Annotated in this window: 13 protein-coding genes; 6 read left to right on the top strand and 7 right to left on the bottom strand. The window is 53.3% G+C overall.

The annotated features are described in order from the left end of the window. Positions 1-23: 23 nt before the first annotated feature. Positions 24-2,804, bottom strand: a complete 2,781-nt coding sequence (locus tag ACK13D_RS00400; protein WP_031592419.1) for a flavocytochrome c — start codon at positions 2,802-2,804, stop codon at positions 24-26. 588 nt (positions 2,805-3,392) lie between these two features. Here ACK13D_RS00400 and ACK13D_RS00405 point away from each other — a divergent pair. Both ACK13D_RS00405 and fumA read left to right on the top strand, forming a co-directional pair. Beyond that, positions 3,393-4,901, top strand: coding sequence for an anion permease (locus ACK13D_RS00405; protein ID WP_010247273.1), 1,509 nt, complete (start codon positions 3,393-3,395; stop codon positions 4,899-4,901). 156 nt (positions 4,902-5,057) lie between these two features. After that, complete coding sequence (fumA, locus tag ACK13D_RS00410; protein WP_033780190.1) at positions 5,058-6,704, top strand: class I fumarate hydratase FumA; 1,647 nt, start codon at positions 5,058-5,060, stop codon at positions 6,702-6,704. A 154-nt stretch (positions 6,705-6,858) separates the two neighbouring features. On the opposite strand, the gene ACK13D_RS00415 is transcribed toward fumA, so the two are convergent. From ACK13D_RS00415 to ACK13D_RS00435, 5 genes are all read right to left on the bottom strand, one after another. After that, on the bottom strand, positions 6,859-7,290 hold the full coding sequence (locus tag ACK13D_RS00415) for a Shiga toxin A subunit (protein ID WP_418795362.1): 432 nt from the start codon (positions 7,288-7,290) through the stop codon (positions 6,859-6,861). Continuing rightward, positions 7,287-7,655: a DUF2778 domain-containing protein gene (locus ACK13D_RS00420; RefSeq protein ID WP_418795364.1), complete on the bottom strand. Its 369-nt coding sequence runs from the start codon at positions 7,653-7,655 to the stop codon at positions 7,287-7,289. Before ACK13D_RS00420 ends, ACK13D_RS00415 begins: the two co-directional genes overlap by 4 nt. Before the next feature lie 10 nt (positions 7,656-7,665). After that, complete coding sequence (locus ACK13D_RS00425; RefSeq protein WP_064690754.1) at positions 7,666-8,157, bottom strand: Hcp family type VI secretion system effector; 492 nt, start codon at positions 8,155-8,157, stop codon at positions 7,666-7,668. Between the two features lie 1,001 nt (positions 8,158-9,158). After that, the gene (locus ACK13D_RS00430) at positions 9,159-9,815 is read right to left on the bottom strand and encodes an SDR family oxidoreductase (protein WP_335570181.1); all 657 of its coding nucleotides are present in this window, start codon (positions 9,813-9,815) and stop codon (positions 9,159-9,161) included. An 88-nt stretch (positions 9,816-9,903) separates the two neighbouring features. Then, positions 9,904-10,971, bottom strand: coding sequence for an SDR family oxidoreductase (locus tag ACK13D_RS00435; RefSeq protein WP_033760316.1), 1,068 nt, complete (start codon positions 10,969-10,971; stop codon positions 9,904-9,906). A 100-nt stretch (positions 10,972-11,071) separates the two neighbouring features. On the opposite strand from ACK13D_RS00435, the gene ACK13D_RS00440 reads away from it, so the two are divergent. The 4 genes from ACK13D_RS00440 (at position 11,072) to ACK13D_RS00455 (ending at position 15,690) form a co-directional block, all read left to right on the top strand. Beyond that, on the top strand, positions 11,072-11,974 hold the full coding sequence (locus tag ACK13D_RS00440; protein WP_418795367.1) for a LysR family transcriptional regulator: 903 nt from the start codon (positions 11,072-11,074) through the stop codon (positions 11,972-11,974). 321 nt (positions 11,975-12,295) lie between these two features. Then, a complete protein-coding gene (locus tag ACK13D_RS00445) occupies positions 12,296-13,744 on the top strand; it encodes a sugar porter family MFS transporter (protein WP_010247279.1) in 1,449 nt (482 codons plus the stop codon). Positions 13,745-13,842: 98 nt separating this feature from the next. Beyond that, positions 13,843-14,670 carry a TIM barrel protein gene (locus ACK13D_RS00450; protein ID WP_045140137.1) on the top strand — a complete coding sequence of 276 codons (828 nt, stop codon included), beginning with the start codon at positions 13,843-13,845 and terminating at the stop codon, positions 14,668-14,670. 9 nt (positions 14,671-14,679) lie between these two features. After that, positions 14,680-15,690: a Gfo/Idh/MocA family protein gene (locus ACK13D_RS00455; RefSeq protein WP_010670304.1), complete on the top strand. Its 1,011-nt coding sequence runs from the start codon at positions 14,680-14,682 to the stop codon at positions 15,688-15,690. Between the two features lie 157 nt (positions 15,691-15,847). On the opposite strand, the gene ACK13D_RS00460 is transcribed toward ACK13D_RS00455, so the two are convergent. Beyond that, a complete protein-coding gene (locus ACK13D_RS00460; protein WP_346462431.1) occupies positions 15,848-16,321 on the bottom strand; it encodes an OmpA family protein in 474 nt (157 codons plus the stop codon). Between the last annotated feature and the right edge of the window lie 2 nt (positions 16,322-16,323).

The following is a 16,323-nucleotide window of genomic DNA, read 5'->3' on the forward strand; positions in this document are numbered from 1 at the left end:
AGCGCGGATGCCGGAGACGACCCTTAACGTCGGGCGTAAGCGGCGGCGTTACCACCGGCCAGAATGCCGAAGATAATGATATCGGCGACTGCGTTACCGCCGATACGGTTAGCACCGTGGATGCCACCAACGACCTCGCCACAGGCCCAGGCGCCGTTAATCACCTGTTTCTGGCTGTCCAGCACCGCAGTGGTGGTGTCGATGGTGACGCCGCCCATGGTGTGGTGTACGCCCGGTGCAACACGAATCGCGTAGAACGGTGCTTCACTCAGAGGATGACGCAGCGCGGTCTGACGACCGAAGTCTTCATCTTTCTGCATGATGACGAAGTTGTTGTAACGGGCCAGCGTGGCTTCCAGCGTATGATGCTCACTCATGTTGAGTTTCACCGCCAGTTCTGCCACGGTTGGCGCGCTGACCACAAAGCCTTTGGCGATATATTCGTCAGCCGCTTTGTTATTCATCCGCACCTGCTCGTCAAACACAATCCAGGCACTCTTCTCTGGCAAGGCGATAATCTGCGCCGAGACTTTATCGCGGGTTTCCATTTCGTTGTAGAAGCGCTCACCCGCCTGACTGACCAGGATAGCACCGCCGCCACGAATGGATTCAGAGACCAGATAAGAGGTGGTCTGTTCAACCGTTGGGTGAATCTGGATTTCGCCCATATCCACGGTACCGGCACCAATTTTTTCCAGCATGGCAATACCGCTGCCGGTGGCGCCTTTGTGGTTGGTGGTGACAAAGCCATCGAGTTCAGGGCGATATTTCACTACCAGTTCCCGGTTCGCACTGAATCCGCCGGTCGCCACAATCACGCTTTTCGCGTTCAGGATACGGCTGTCGTTGTACTCATCGACCACTCTCACACCCGCTACTGCGCCGTTCTCATAAAGGATTTCTGAGACTGAGGTTTCCAGCAGGACTTCGATGTTGCGGCTGTTGATGTTTTTAACCAGACCGCTGATCAGGAAGCCACCCACCGCTGAACGATCCGCCGGACGGTGGGTACGATCGATGCTCATCCCGCCGGTAATGGTGATGTCGTTAAGCTCAATGCCGTGATTCGCCAGCCACTCAATCGCCTCCGGCGCCAGCTCTACAAACTCACGCAGCAGCACCGGATTATTTTTAAACTGACCGCCTTTCAGCGTCTCCTCGTAGAACAGCTCTTTACTGTCTTCGATGCCTTTGAGTTTCTGGAAACGGGTTTCCGCGGCGTTCATGCCCACTGAAGCTTTAATGGTGTTACCGCCGATGGTCGGCATCTTCTCGATGATGACCACGCGCGCACCTTCATCGTGCGCCTGAATCGCCGCCGCAAGGCCGGCGCCGCCGCTGCCCACAATCACCACATCGTAATTCTGCGGTGCGTTAGGGTTGCCGCCCTCTTCAATCACATGCTCTTTGCTGGAGGTGGTCAGCGCGCGTGAAACCGCTTTTTTCAGCGCCTCACTCTGGGTAGTCGCCCCGGTAATCGCATCGACGTGTGGGCTGTTGGCTACCAGGATGCGGCTACGCAGGCTTTCAAAGGTAGTGGTGAAGTCCACATCCAGGGTGTCATCCGGCACCAGCGAGATGTCGGTGATACGGTCAGTATCCAGCGTGACGTTGATTTTCAGTTTCAGCGCTTCGGCTTCGACTTTTTCCTGATAGACGCCCGCTTTGTATTTACGGCCCGATTCACTCATGTCGCGGATCATCGCATCGACCAGGGAGAAGCGCCACAACGGTTCCGGGATCTGCAGCTCTTCGCGTTTGTTGCTGTCGATGTAGAGATCGAGGTGTTCGTTATTGATGATGCGGTCAGCCCAGTTCGGGTAAGCGATGCAGGCTTTACCAATCGCCACCAGATCGTAGCCCTTCTCCAGCGCCAGTTCGGCATCGGCTTTATTGACGACGCCACCAACGCCAATCACCGGCACTTTTGCCAGCACAGGCGAACGCATCGCGACGAATTTCTCAATCAGCGGCGTCGGATCCTGGGTATCAACAATTGACGGACGCAGCAGCTGGCCTACCGAGAAATGGACGTAATCGAGTCCGCGCGCCGCCAGTTTTTCCAGCAGATAGAGCGTGTCGTCAAAGCGAATGCCGGGCACTTCGATCTCTTCCGGGGAGAAGCGATAGCCGATGATGAAAGAGTTATGGGCGAAGCGTTCAGCCATCTTGTGGGTGATTTCCAGCACTTCCAGCGGGAAGCGTGCACGGTTATCGCGGCTGCCGCCCCACTTGTCATCGCGCTGGTTAGAGTTCGGCGAATAGAACTGCTGAATCAGGTAGGTGTTAGCACCATGAATTTCGACGCCATCGAAACCGGCCTTGATAGCGCGGTTCACCGCATCACCAAATTTGGTGATCATGGTTTCAACTTCTTCGGCGCTCAGCGCCAGGGGTTTGGTTGCCCCTTCACGCGGCGCCGCGATGGCGCTTGGCGCAACCGGCGTTTTGCCGCCAATCAGCTCCGGCTCCACCATACGGCCGCCGTGATAGATCTGCAAAATGGCCGTAGAGCCTTCAGATTTAATCGCGTCCGCGATGCGTTTCAGACCAGGGATTTTGTTGTCGCTGTCGATAGCAATGGCACCCGGAAATGCCGGGCCACGGTTGTCAATGAAGCAGCATTCAACGATCACGGTTCCGATGCTGCCTGCACGTGCGCGATAGTACTCGACCAGCTCACTGGTGACCGTACCGTCATAAAAGCCGGTACAGGTGGTCATCGGTGCCATTACCAGTCGGTTTTTCAACACAGCGCCGTTAGGCAGAGTCAATGGATTAAGGATGGGGGTGAGAGATTTCATTGCGATAAACTCCAAGATTTAAAAGTCTGGAAATTTTTTAGCGGACGCAAATTATCGCTTAATTAAGTGGTCCGATGTCATGAGACTAATATACCCTTTTCTTTGCCTTCATAAGCGATAAATTTACTTTTTTAACTTTTAAATGATTTAGAGTTTTTATTTGCCGAATGCATAAAGTGAAGTTATATTAATTGTTAATCATGGGTAACCAAAAATCAACCATTCGTTTACATAAAAAATAAATCGTTTATCATCATGTGGTTAAAGAAAGGCATTCAGTTTGCGTGAGCTGGTGATTTGTCGACCAGCTTCACAGAACCGTCAAAATGTCGATGCCGTAAATATAAATAAAAAATAAATGTTAAAAATGGGGAATAATGAATTAATTTCTTTGATCTGGATCAAAATCTATATTTGCAAAAATCGCATCATATTTACATGGATTTAAAAATGCAGCTCAATAGCTAAGCAGTCGATTAAAAAATCAGTGCATCGCGGTTTATTCACACTATTAAGAATAAGAAAGAAAGTCATCAGTGAAGGTCCGGGGCGCAAATCGCATTCTTCTTAACTTGCAGATAAAATACTATGAAACCACTCTCAGCTGTAACTGAACCCCCAAAAGTCGCACCTGCGGCGCCGGGTAAAAAGAAAGCTATCATGCTTGCTCTGCCGGTGCTCGTTGCCGTGTTGCTGTTGCTGGTGCCCACACCAGCCGGACTCGAACCCTACGCCTGGCACTTCTTCGCCATCTTCGTCGGCGTGATTGTCGGATTGATCTTTGAACCCCTGCCAGGCGCGGTGATCGGCCTGACCGGCGTGGTAGTCATCGCGCTGTTCAGCCAGTTTCTGCTCTTCAGCCCGGCTGAACTGGCTAACCCGAAATTCAAAGTCGCCAGTGAGTCGTTCAAATGGGCGGTCAGTGGGTTCGGCAACTCCACGGTCTGGCTGATCTTCGGTGCCTTTATGTTCGCCGCAGGTTATGACAAAACCCAGTTTGGTCGCCGCCTGGCCCTGATTCTGGTGAAGTATCTGGGTCGCCGCAGTCTGACGCTGGGTTATGCCATTACCTTTGCTGACCTGCTTCTTGCGCCCTTTACGCCGTCAAACACCGCGCGCAGTGGCGGTACCATCTACCCGATTATCGCCAACCTGCCGCCGCTTTACGGCTCTAAACCTAACGACCCGAGCGCCCGTAAAATCGGTTCCTATCTGATGTGGGTAGCGATTACCGCGGCCTGTATTACCAGTTCCATGTTTCTCTCTGCGCTGGCACCCAACCTGCTGGCACTGGCACTGGTAAAAAGCATCGTCGGTTTTGATATCTCATGGGGCATGTGGTTCCTGGCCTTCCTGCCGCTGGGTGTGCTGTTGATTCTGACCATGCCGCTGCTGGCTTACTGGTTCTACCCACCTGAAGTTAAAATCAATGATGAAGTGCCGAAATGGGCCATCGCTGAACTGGAAAAACTGGGCAGACTGACCCGCAATGAAATCCTGCTGCTGGTGTTTGTGGTCTGCGCCCTGCTGATGTGGATTTTCGCCACCTCGTGGATCGAACCTGCCATGGCTGCGCTGCTGGTGGTAGTACTGATGCTGTGGACCGGCGTACTGACCTGGAATGACATCACCAGTAATAAACCGGCCTGGAACACCTTTGCCTGGTTCGCCACCCTGGTGGCACTGGCCGATGGTCTGGCCCGCGTCGGCTTTATCACCTGGTTAGGTAAAGAGGGTGGCATGCTGCTGCAGGGTTATGACCCGCAGGTTTCGGCAGTGGTGCTGTTAATCGCCTTCTTCCTGCTGCACTACCTGTTTGCCAGTACCACCGCACACACCACCGCGCTGTTACCGGCCATGCTGACCATTGCAGCCTCCATTCCGGGCATCAATATGCCGGTCTTCTGCCTGATGTTGTGTACCTCTCTGGGTGTGATGGGCATCATCACGCCATACGGTACTGGTCCAAGCCCGATTTACTACGGCAGCGGTTATCTGCCTACCAAAGACTACTGGCGTCTGGGAACCATCTTCGGTGCCATCTTCTTAGGCTCCATGATGCTGATTGCCTATCCGTGGATGGTGTGGTTGTTCTGACGGATACAACATGCAGATCAACGCGTTATAAGATACCATTCCTGCACTTCCCCACCGCACCCGCGGTGGGGAAGCATAATAAACAATTAATTCGCCTATGATGTTGCACCCCGCAGCCTGTCCGCGGAGGTTCAGCCGGTCATTAAGTGAGAAAAAATGTCGAACAAGCCTTTTGTCTATCAGAACCCTTTCCCGCTGTCCCACGAAGATACCGAATACTATCTGCTGAGTCGTGAGCATGTCTCCGTCTCCGAGTTTGAGGGTCAGGAGATCCTTAAAGTCGATCCGCAGGCGCTGACGTTACTGAGCCAGCAGGCGTTCCACGACGCCTCTTTTATGCTGCGTCCGGCCCACCAGCAGCAGGTCGCCTCCATCCTTGATGACCCGGAAGCCAGCGACAATGATAAATATGTCGCCCTGCAGTTTTTAAGAAACTCTGAAATTGCCGCCAAAGGCGTGCTGCCAACCTGTCAGGATACCGGCACCGCGATCATCATGGGCAAAAAGGGCCAGCGCGTCTGGACCGGCGGCGGTGATGAAGCTGCGCTGTCACAGGGTATCTACAACACCTATATCGAAGATAACCTGCGCTATTCGCAGAATGCCGCTCTGGATATGTATAAAGAGGTGAATACCGGCACTAACCTGCCAGCACAGATCGACCTCTACAGCGTGGATGGCGATGAGTATAAGTTCCTCTGTATCGCTAAAGGTGGTGGTTCCGCCAATAAAACCTATCTCTATCAGGAAACCAAAGCGCTGCTGAGCCCGGGCAAGCTGAAAAATTACCTGGTGGATAAGATGCGTACCCTCGGCACCGCAGCCTGTCCGCCCTACCATATTGCGTTTGTCATCGGCGGCACCTCGGCAGAAAGCACCCTGAAAACCGTGAAGCTCGCCTCAACTCACTATTACGACGGGCTGCCCACTGAAGGCAACGAGCACGGTCAGGCGTTCCGCGACGTTCAGCTGGAGCAGGAACTGCTGGAAGCGGCGCAACAGCTCGGTCTGGGTGCGCAGTTTGGCGGCAAATATTTTGCGCACGATATCCGCGTGGTGCGTCTGCCACGTCACGGCGCCTCCTGCCCGATCGGTATGGGCGTCTCCTGCTCGGCTGACCGTAACATCAAAGCGAAGATTAACCGTGAAGGTATCTGGATTGAGAAACTGGAAGCCAACCCAGGCCGCCTGATCCCGGAAGCACTGCGCCAGCAGGGCGAAGGTGAAGCGTTGCAGGTTGATCTCAACCGCCCAATGGAAGAGATTCTGGCGCAACTGTCCTCTTATCCGGTTTCAACCCGCCTGTCACTGACCGGCACTATTATCGTGGCGCGCGATATTGCACATGCAAAACTCAAAGAGCGCATCGATAACGGCGAAGGATTACCACAGTACATCAAAGATCATCCGGTCTATTACGCTGGCCCGGCGAAGACGCCTGAAGGTTATGCTTCTGGTTCACTCGGCCCGACCACTGCCGGTCGTATGGATTCCTACGTGGATCTGCTTCAGGCACACGGCGGAAGTAAGATCATGCTGGCCAAGGGCAATCGCAGCCAGCAGGTGACGGATGCCTGTCATAAACATGGCGGCTTCTATCTCGGCAGCATTGGTGGACCGGCAGCGGTGCTGGCGCAGCAGAGCATTAAAAGTCTGGAATGCGTGGAGTATCCCGAGCTGGGAATGGAAGCGATCTGGAAAATCGAGGTGGAGAACTTCCCTGCCTTTATCCTGGTCGATGACAAAGGTAACGACTTCTTCCAGCACATTGAGCGCGCGCACTGCGCGAAATGCGTTAAGTAACGAAAAAGACCTTTAATCGAACTGCCTCCGAAAGGCAGGACGCAGGAGATTTTAAAAATCTCCCCGGCTAATCAGTTTAAGGTTGGCCGGGGAACTCAACATAAATTCGCAACTCTTTTATCTGACAACTTTTCCCGGGATGGCTAACCCCCCTTCAGAACTCACGGGAAAGTGTCAAATATCCGTTGAATCGGACAGAGCACTCATCGTTATTTAGTATGCTGGAGACAATATATACATTTTTTGCGCCTTTCAGGTTGGTATAGGTGTATTTAACCGTCAGGTTCATTGCGCCGTTATTGTGGTAAATATCGAAGTAATCTTTGAGCAAGAGACCTTTACCTGTTTTAGCGTCTTTCTGCGCAAACTGATGCGCTAACGCATCGGAAACGAGGGAAAGATTTAGCACTTCAACTATTGTTTTATCTCGCTCAATCCCATTAACACCTTCTTTGGTTATAGCAGATAAGAGCATCTCCTCGGCATAATGACCCCGAGCGGCGCATTCACTGCCAGGTGTATCTGCTGTGTAACCAGCGAACGGTAACAGGGCCAGGGCCAGACACAGCACATAATGATTAATCACCGCACCACCTCCAGAATTGCGCCGTAATCTTTACTAACCAGTAAGCGTGTTGATGGTCCCATAATTATGCAGCCAGCAGAGGCAAAACCTCTGATGCCGTGGCGTTTGTCTCCGTGCATCCTGAATGTACCCATATCACGATCATAAGCGTTGACGCTGAGCGGAACCAGGGTAATTGTGAGTGGGCCTTTGCTGGTTCCGGCACTGCCGATTCTCCAGGTTCCTCGCGGGGTTGGACCCATACCACGAACCTGCTCGCGGTCAGGATTATTTTTGTTTGTAAGAATACCAGAGTAGCCTGTTTCAATTAACTTGCCATCGCGATATAACTCACCCGTACTTTGTTTATAAATCCATTTAGCCATTGTGATTTCCTTATGCTGTTTTCTGCTCTTCCAGGCTATCGGTGTGTTTAATATTGCCGTCTGTATAATGCCAGTCTATTTGTTCATAACGCAGCCCGACATGCTCTACGTGACCGTGCCTTTCAAAATCCGGGTCTTTGGTATCGAACATAACCGTCACGACGTGACAAACCTTCACATTCTCGAGTTTCGTTACGAAATACTCCTCTTCCTGACCGTTGTAATTGATGCGGTAGAAGCTGAACACCGCTTTTGCTAGCGTTTCCCCTGTTGTTAGCGCTTTATACAATTGCGGCGATGCGCTATCAATAGTTTTTTCAAAAGTATAAGCCTCATGTTGCCGCGTGCCTGTCACTGCACCTGTTGTGTCGTCCGTTGGAATAAATAAATTATGCTGCATCCCAGTTACCTCAATGCTTCCTTCGCGTTCAGTGACATCGACAGAGCCTTTTATTAACTTCCCTTCTTCATCGTAAAGCCACAGATATACTGGTATAGCCATTTAACACACTCCTTTGTCATATGAAGAGTGATAGTATCCTCCGCCTGCACTCCCATTATGAAATGCTGAATGATATTTAATTAATGGCAATCAATAAAAACGCATATATTTCTCCCTTTTCGGTCTGCTCACGCATCCTATCTTTGCCCTCAGGACACCCTCTTTTACTGTAATCTGAACTTAACCGGGCTGAAGCTATTGAGACGCAGGCTGATGCGTTCAGAGTTATAGTGGGGATCCCAGTGTCTATGACCTTTCTCTGCACAACTAATTCTATCTGACTCCTCCAGAATGAAGTCCTGGGATTGAAGCGTGACGAAAAATCTTTTAGCTATCGCGTTATTAAAGCAGTTTCACTTACCCTAAGGACTCTGCACCACATCTGCTGCCCGAAGCTTTTAATGATAATTTGTGATCTGGATCTGCAACCGCAGATTGATATGAAGCACGGGTGAATCAGCCGCTGATAGCCGCGTAAATGCCTTGACTGACATTTATTAACTCGCGCCGTGGCGGGATTTTCTGAACGACATTCGGACATGACTTCAGTACTGAAGGGGTAAATTATCGGAGAGAGTTAACGCTTTTCGCCGCAAACATAAAATACAGCTACCTCATTGCCCTCTTTTGATTAACGCTGCCACCGGTGCAGTCACGCTGTAAAATACTTACGACCGGCCATTTTCATGAGCGATATTTTCAGACGGGATAACTACATGGCGTATCATCGGCGTTCAGCCTTCAATTTGGTATTTGGCAGTTTTTCAGATAAATAATTGATGAGTAACGGCATGGGTTTAACAGGCTAATTAATAATGAGCAGAGATTCGGCGACCAACAACCTTGCGCCAACGCCATAACGGGCAGCAGTTTTACGGTAGCCATCCCTCTTATTCCGGGTAATGTCTGACTACCGTAAACTGTAATACAGGAAAAGAGCCTGGACTCTTCCCTGAACTGCGTCTGATTAAGTTGAGTTTCCAACTTTTTGAGGCAGATTTTTAGCCCCGCTGCAACCGCTGCAACGCCACATCAATCTGCACATCTCCTTTGGTGAGTTCGATGATCTGATACTTAATCGCCGGATTTTCAATCAGACCTACCAGCGTCGCCGCCACATCTTCGCGCGGGATCTCACCATACGGAATCGCCAGATCGGCATGAACCCGACCGGTACCGGCTTCATCGGTCAGCGTACCCGGTCGCAGGATCACCCACTCCAGCTTACTCGCCACCAGCTCCGCATCCGCCAGACGCTTCACCCGCATGTAATTCTCAAATCCCTCTGAGGGTGTTTTGCCGCGACCCGCATCCGGGAAAGCGGAAACCAGCATAAAGCGTGATACTCCCGCCTGCTCTGCTGCGGCAACCGCCAGCTTCAGTCCTTCTCCGTCGATGGCATTGGTCAGCTCGATCCCGGCACCGCCCGCACCCGCCGTGAAGACAGCCACATCGTGACCGGTCATCAGATCTGCCAGTGCCATCACGCTCAGCTGCTGAATATCGCCAGCCACCGGTTTAGCACCAGCGGCATGCAGCGTCTCTGCCTGCTCCGGTTTGCGGTGCAGCGCCGTCACTGTATGGCCTTTACTGCTCAGCTGACGAGTCAGCTTTTGGCCCACTTTGCCCGCTGCGCCGATAATGAAACATGTCGCCATAGGATCCAATCCTCCATTTACTGATTGAGTGCCAGAGTATAGTTATCAGTCAGAAACAAAACAGGCGCCTGATGCGGCGCCTGCTGGGTTATTGCGGGATCACTTTTTCTGCTTTCAGCTTATCAAACAGCTGAGTAAAGGAGTCGAGCGTGCTGCGATAGCCGGTGAAGCCCGCTTTGCGGCTCTTACTCATATCAGTAAAGGCTTCCATCGGACGTCCCAGGTCGGCATCGGTATGCCACCAGGAAGCCAGTCTGGTAACATCCGATTCACGCAACTGATGCTGATCTGCAATCGTCTGCCATGCACTGGCGGCTTCCTGCATGCGATCTTCGAGCGGCATCATCTGCGCCGGGTATTCTGCTGCTTCAATGCCGAAATAGTCAGCCAGTTTTGGCCACATCCAGTTCCAGCGGAACACATCGCCGTTTACCGCATTGAAATCCTGATTAGCGGCATTAGGTGAGGTCGCCGCCCAGTGCAGCTGCTCAGCCAGCAGGCCCGCATCGGTCATATCAACGACACCGTTCCACTGCTCAGGTGAGCCAGGGAAGATAAACGGCCAGCCTTTCTCTTTACACAGCGTTGCGTAGACCGCCAGTGTCTGACCCATATTCATCGCATTGCCCACGGCATAACCGATGATGGTGTGGGGGCGATGCACACTCCAGCGGTAGTCATACTTCTCTGCACCAGCGAACACTTCATCTTCCTGCGCGTAGTAGAAGTTATCGACCGGCTGACGGCCCTGCTCTTCACGGAACGGCGTGACTGGCACAGCGCCTTTGCCGTAAGCTTCAAACGGCCCCAGGTAGTGCTTCAGTCCGGTCACCAGCGCCACGTGCGAACCCTGTAAGCGGTCGCCGAGTGCTTCAATCACATTCCGCACCATGCCGCCGTTAACGCGGATATTCTCTTTTTCATTTTCCTGACGCGCCCAGACGCTAAAGAACAGTGCATCCGGTTTCACTGTTTTCAGCGCGTCACGGACGGCATCCGCATCGGTCAGATCGGCCGTCAGGCTGGTGACACCTTCAGGTACCGCGCCACGTCCGCGTGACAGACCGCTGACCTGCCAGCCTTCCTTCTGTAATTTATCTGCCAGTCCGCGACCAATAACGCCACTGATGCCCACAATCAAAGCATGCTTTTTCATTTGATTTCTCCTCGTTTTGCGTAATGCTAAGCCTAATAGAGAATTCAGTTCTTATCTCTGGCATTTATTCACAGCATTCTCAACCTGAGTTCATTAATCGATGCACGATCATCGCCTCAAAGATATTCTGCCGTTTGTTGCCAGCGTAGAGTGTGGCAGTTTTACCGCCGCTGCGGAGCGTCTGCACGTGACCGGATCGGCGATCAGTAAAAGCGTCAGCCGCCTGGAGACACGATTAGGCTCGCGACTGCTGGAGCGCACCACACGGAGCCTGCACCTCACCGACGCGGGCAGCGCCTATTACCAGACCTGCCTGCGCATTCTGGAGGATCTGGCCGAAGCCGAAGCGGTGCTGGCGGCACAGCGAACGATTCCTTCCGGTCGCCTGCGCCTGGCGGTGCCCACCACCTATGGCCGCCTCAATGTGATGCCGCTGCTGATGCCCTTTTGTCAGCAACACCCGGAACTGGCTCTGAGCCTGAGTTTCTCTGACCGCTTTGTTGACCTGTTTGAAGAGGGCGTGGATGTGGCGGTACGGATCGGCGGCGCGCCCGACCTGCCTGCTTCGCTTGGCTGGCGTAATATGGGCCGCGAGCAGATGCAGTTCTGTGCCTCACCCGCTTATCTGGCACGTGAAGGACGACCTGAAGATGAGGCGGCGCTGCTGAACCACCGCGCCATCCTTTATGAGCGTGTAGATGGCAGCACCAAACCCTGGCTGTTCACCACCGAAGATGGTCAGCCGCACTGGCGCGAGGTGCCGTACCGGCTGGCACTGGGCGACGTCGATGCCCAGCTGCAGGCTGTCATCGCCGGGCTGGGTGTGGCACAAATGCCCTCGTGGCTGATTCAGCATGCCGTGAAACAGGGCGATCTGGAGATAATTTTGCCGCAGTTGCAGCACGAGGGGCTGACGCTGAGCGTGGTGTGGCCACGCCGTAAACAGTTCCTGCCTAAGGTCGATGCACTGTTATCGGCGCTCACCGCGCTGGAAATCCGCTAACCCACCCTGCTATCTGTTTATCGCGGTTGGGATGTTTCATCCTGACTGCGATCATTTAATCTTTCTACACGCTGATTTCCCCCTGTTCTTCCCTGCCTGAACCGCCGGTAACTTATCGATCTCCACTATAACCCGCTTAAATTTAATGTTTTTAATTTCGCCCTGATGGAATCCCATCAAAATAAAAATGGCGGAAGGGTTGAGCTCACATAATGAAAACTAAGTTTCAAATATAATTTAACCCGAAATAAAAATATCAGTAGGGTGATGTCTTCTTCATGTTCTGACGTTTTGTCTTTGCCGTTATTACCAGGAGTATTCATGGAAAAAGAACTTTATATCTCGTCGAACCCGGCATCCGGTCCAAATAGCACCACCCGCACCGAGCCTTTTGTGAAGATTATTGCGCTGGTCGCCACCCTGGGTGGATTGCTGTTTGGTTATGACACCGGTGTGGTCTCAGGCGCGTTGCTGTTTATGCGCGGCGATCTGCATCTCACCCCATTTACTACCGGGCTGGTCACCAGTTCCCTGCTGTTTGGTGCAGCCTTCGGCGCGCTGGCAGCCGGTCATCTGGCTGATGGCCTCGGCAGACGACGCATTATCATTGCGCTGGCGCTTATCTTCGCTTTTGGCGCTGTCGGCTCGGCGCTGGCGCCTGATGTCACCTGGATGATCGCTTCTCGCCTGTTCCTGGGCTTTGCCGTGGGGGGTGCTGCCGCGACCGTGCCGGTCTACATCGCAGAAATCGCACCCGCCAATAAACGTGGCCAGCTGGTCACCCTGCAGGAGCTGATGATCGTCAGCGGTCAGCTGCTGGCGTACATCTCCAACGCCACCTTTAACGATATCTGGGGCGGCGAAAATACCTGGCGCTGGATGCTGGCGCTGTCGATTGTCCCCGCTGTTCTGCTCTGGATCGGCATGATTTTTATGCCTGAAACCCCGCGCTGGCACGTAATGAAAGGCCGCAGTCAGGCAGCGCGCGAGGTCCTGGAAAAAACCCGTGCCGCCGAAGATGTCGAGTGGGAGCTGGAAGAGATTGAGGAAACCATTGAAGAGAACCGTCAGCGTGGCAAAGGCCGCCTGCGCGATCTCGCCACACCCTGGCTGATGAAAATCTTCCTGCTGGGCGTGGGTATTGCCGCCATCCAGCAGCTGACCGGGGTGAATACCATTATGTATTACGCCCCCACCATGCTGACCGCCGCCGGACTGAGCAACGATGCCGCGCTGTTCGCCACCATCGCCAATGGCGTGATTTCAGTGGTGATGACGCTGGCGGGCATCTGGTTAATCGGCAAAGTGGGACGCCGTCCGCTGGTGTTAATCGGACAGATGGGCTGCACCTGCTGCCTGTTCTTTATCGGACTGGTCTGCTGGCTGATGCCGGAATACCTCAACGGCACGGTCAACCTGCTGCGGGCTTATCTGGTGCTGGCGGGGATGCTGATGTTTCTCTGCTTCCAGCAGGGCGCATTGTCACCCGTTACCTGGCTGCTGCTGTCGGAAATCTTTCCCGCACGGATGCGTGGCATCTGTATGGGTGGCGCTGTCTTCTCGCTGTGGATCGCCAATTTCGCCATCTCCATGGCCTTCCCGCTGTTATTAGCCGCATTTGGTCTGTCCGGAGCCTTCTTTATATTCGCGGCTATCGGCATCGGCGGTTCTGTTTTTGTTGTGAAGTTTATTCCCGAGACCCGGGGAAGAAGTCTTGAGCAGGTCGAGCACTATTTCTATGCGCTTTATAACGGCAACGGCAAAAAATAGTGCCTGAAACGTCTGTATTGAATAATCCACGGCCCGCGTCATTACGCTGACTACCCGATTGCTATTAACACTGTACCCCTACATTCAAGGAAATTGTTATGAGCCTGAATATTCCCAACGCGCGCTTTTGCATCAACCGTAAAATTGCGCCCAGCCTCACCCTTCCGCAGTTTTTTAAACTGGTCAGCCAGCTCGGTATCCATAATGTCGAACTGCGTAATGATATGCCCAGCGGCCGCGTCACCGACGATCTCAGCGGCGACGAGGTAAAAGCCCTGGCGCGTGAGTCAGGCATCCGGATTGTCACCATTAATGCGCTCTATCCCTTTAATCAGCTGAATGAAGAGGTGCTGCAACGCACCCGCCAGCTGTTAAGTGATGCGCAGGCGGTCGGCGCTGAATCGCTGGTGCTCTGCCCGCTTAATGACGGCACGCCGATCAGCGCTGCCGACACCGTAAGCGCGCTGAAAACCCTGGCCCCGCTGTTCGCTGAGGCAGGTATTCAGGGGCTGGTGGAACCGCTGGGCTTCCCGCAAAGCTCGCTGCGTTCAGCAACTCAGGCTCAGACGCTGATCCATGAAGCGGGTGTGCCATTCAGATTGCTGATCGATACCTTCCATCATCATCTGTTTGAAGATGCGGAACAGACTTTCGAACAGGAGATCGATATTCAGCAGATCGGTCTGGTTCACCTTTCCGGCGTCACCGACCCGCGCCCGGTTAATCAGCTAACCGACGAAGAACGCATCATGCTCAGCGCGGACGACCGCTTGCGCAGCAAGCAGCAGGTCGAGCGACTGGAGAAGATGGGTTACATCGGCCTTTACGCCTTTGAGCCGTTCTCCTCAGTGATGAACAGCTGGCAGGAAGCGGACATTGCCCGCGAAATTCGCGACAGCATCCAGCTGTTAAACCACTCAGCTTAAGGAATTATCATGACTATTAATATTGGCGTCATCGGCACCGGCGCAATCGGTCGCGAACACATCCGCCGTTGCAGCACTGTGTTACAGAATGCACGCGTAGTGGCGCTTAACGATATCAACCGTGAAAACTGCCAGCAAATCGTCAATGAGCTGACGCCGGAAGCGCGCATTTATGACAATGCGATTGATCTGATTAACGATCCGCAGGTCAATGCCGTGCTGGTCACCTCCTGGGGCCCGACGCATGAAGCCTTTGTGCTGGCCTGCATTGAGGCGGGTAAAGCGGTGTTCTGCGAAAAACCGCTGGCGGTTACCGCGCAGGGCTGCATGAACATTGTGGAAGCAGAAATTAAGGCAGGACGTCAGCTGGTGCAGGTCGGGTTTATGCGCCCTTATGACAGCGGCTATCGCGCACTAAAAGCGGTGATCGACAGCGGCGAAATTGGCGAGCCTTTGATGCTGCACTGCGCACACCGTAACCCGGAAGTGGGCGACAGCTACACCACCGACATGGCGATCACCGACACGCTGATCCACGAACTCGATGTGCTGCGCTGGCTGCTGGATGATGACTATGCCAGCGTGCAGGTAATCTTCCCGCGTAAAACCCGTAAGGCGTCGTCACATCTGCGCGATCCGCAAATCGTGCTGCTTGAGACGACCAAAGGGGCGCGCATTGATGTCGAAATCTTCGTGAACTGTGAATATGGTTACGACATTCAGTGTGAAGTGGTGGGTGAAAGCGGCATTGCTCGTCTGCCGGAGCCGGTCTCTGTGCAGCTTCGCAGCGCGGCTAAGCTCTCCACCACCATTCTGACTGACTGGAAAAAGCGCTTTATCGATGCGTATGACGTGGAGTTACAGGCATTTATCAACAACGTCATCAGCGGTGAGATGACCGGTCCCTCAGCTTGGGATGGCTACGCCGCCGCGGTGGCCGCTGATGCCTGCGTCGCGGCCCAGACTTCCGGTGAGATTGTGCCGGTCACTATGCCAGCAAGACCGGCTTTTTATCGCTGATAGCAACGCTGCACGGCGGGTTCCGCCGTGCATTTCCCCCTCCGTTTCATCTTTTCCAGCGGCGCTTCACGCATCATCGGTAACAGGATAAAGCCGCCAGCAGGACATGGAGTCATGCCGGCCTGAGCGCGCAGCACAGCCCACTGTTAACTCATTATCACGGCGCAGTAATCACAATTGCCACACGCCGATTTTGCGCGCGTCCCTGTGCACTATTGTTACTGGTAACCGGTGCACTCATGCCTAATCCACGTGTGATAATATTTTCGCGCGGTATAGCAGCCCCTTCCGCCCACTGTGACGCGACTGCGTTAGCTCTTTTTAGCGACAGCTGTTGGTTATAATCTGGTTTGCCGTAATTATCGGTGTGCCCGTCAATTCGCACATGCTTAATACCGGTCGACGCCAGGTTTTTTGCCATCCCCTGAATATTTCTTTTGCTGGAGGGTGTAAGTTCTGATTCGTTTACACCAAACAGGATCTTATCTGATAAGCCCAATCCCCAGCCTTCCCTATTTTGAGTGAATCCCGCACGCTGCATCGCTGCGATCTGCGCCTCATTAAAACGTTCTTTAGACTGACAACCGACCAGCGCCAAAATAAGCAGCATCAGGGAAATATTTTTTTTCATCT

It is taken from the genome of Pantoea sp. K16, from assembly GCF_048452805.1.
Taxonomy (GTDB): Bacteria; Pseudomonadota; Gammaproteobacteria; order Enterobacterales; family Enterobacteriaceae; genus Pantoea; species Pantoea agglomerans.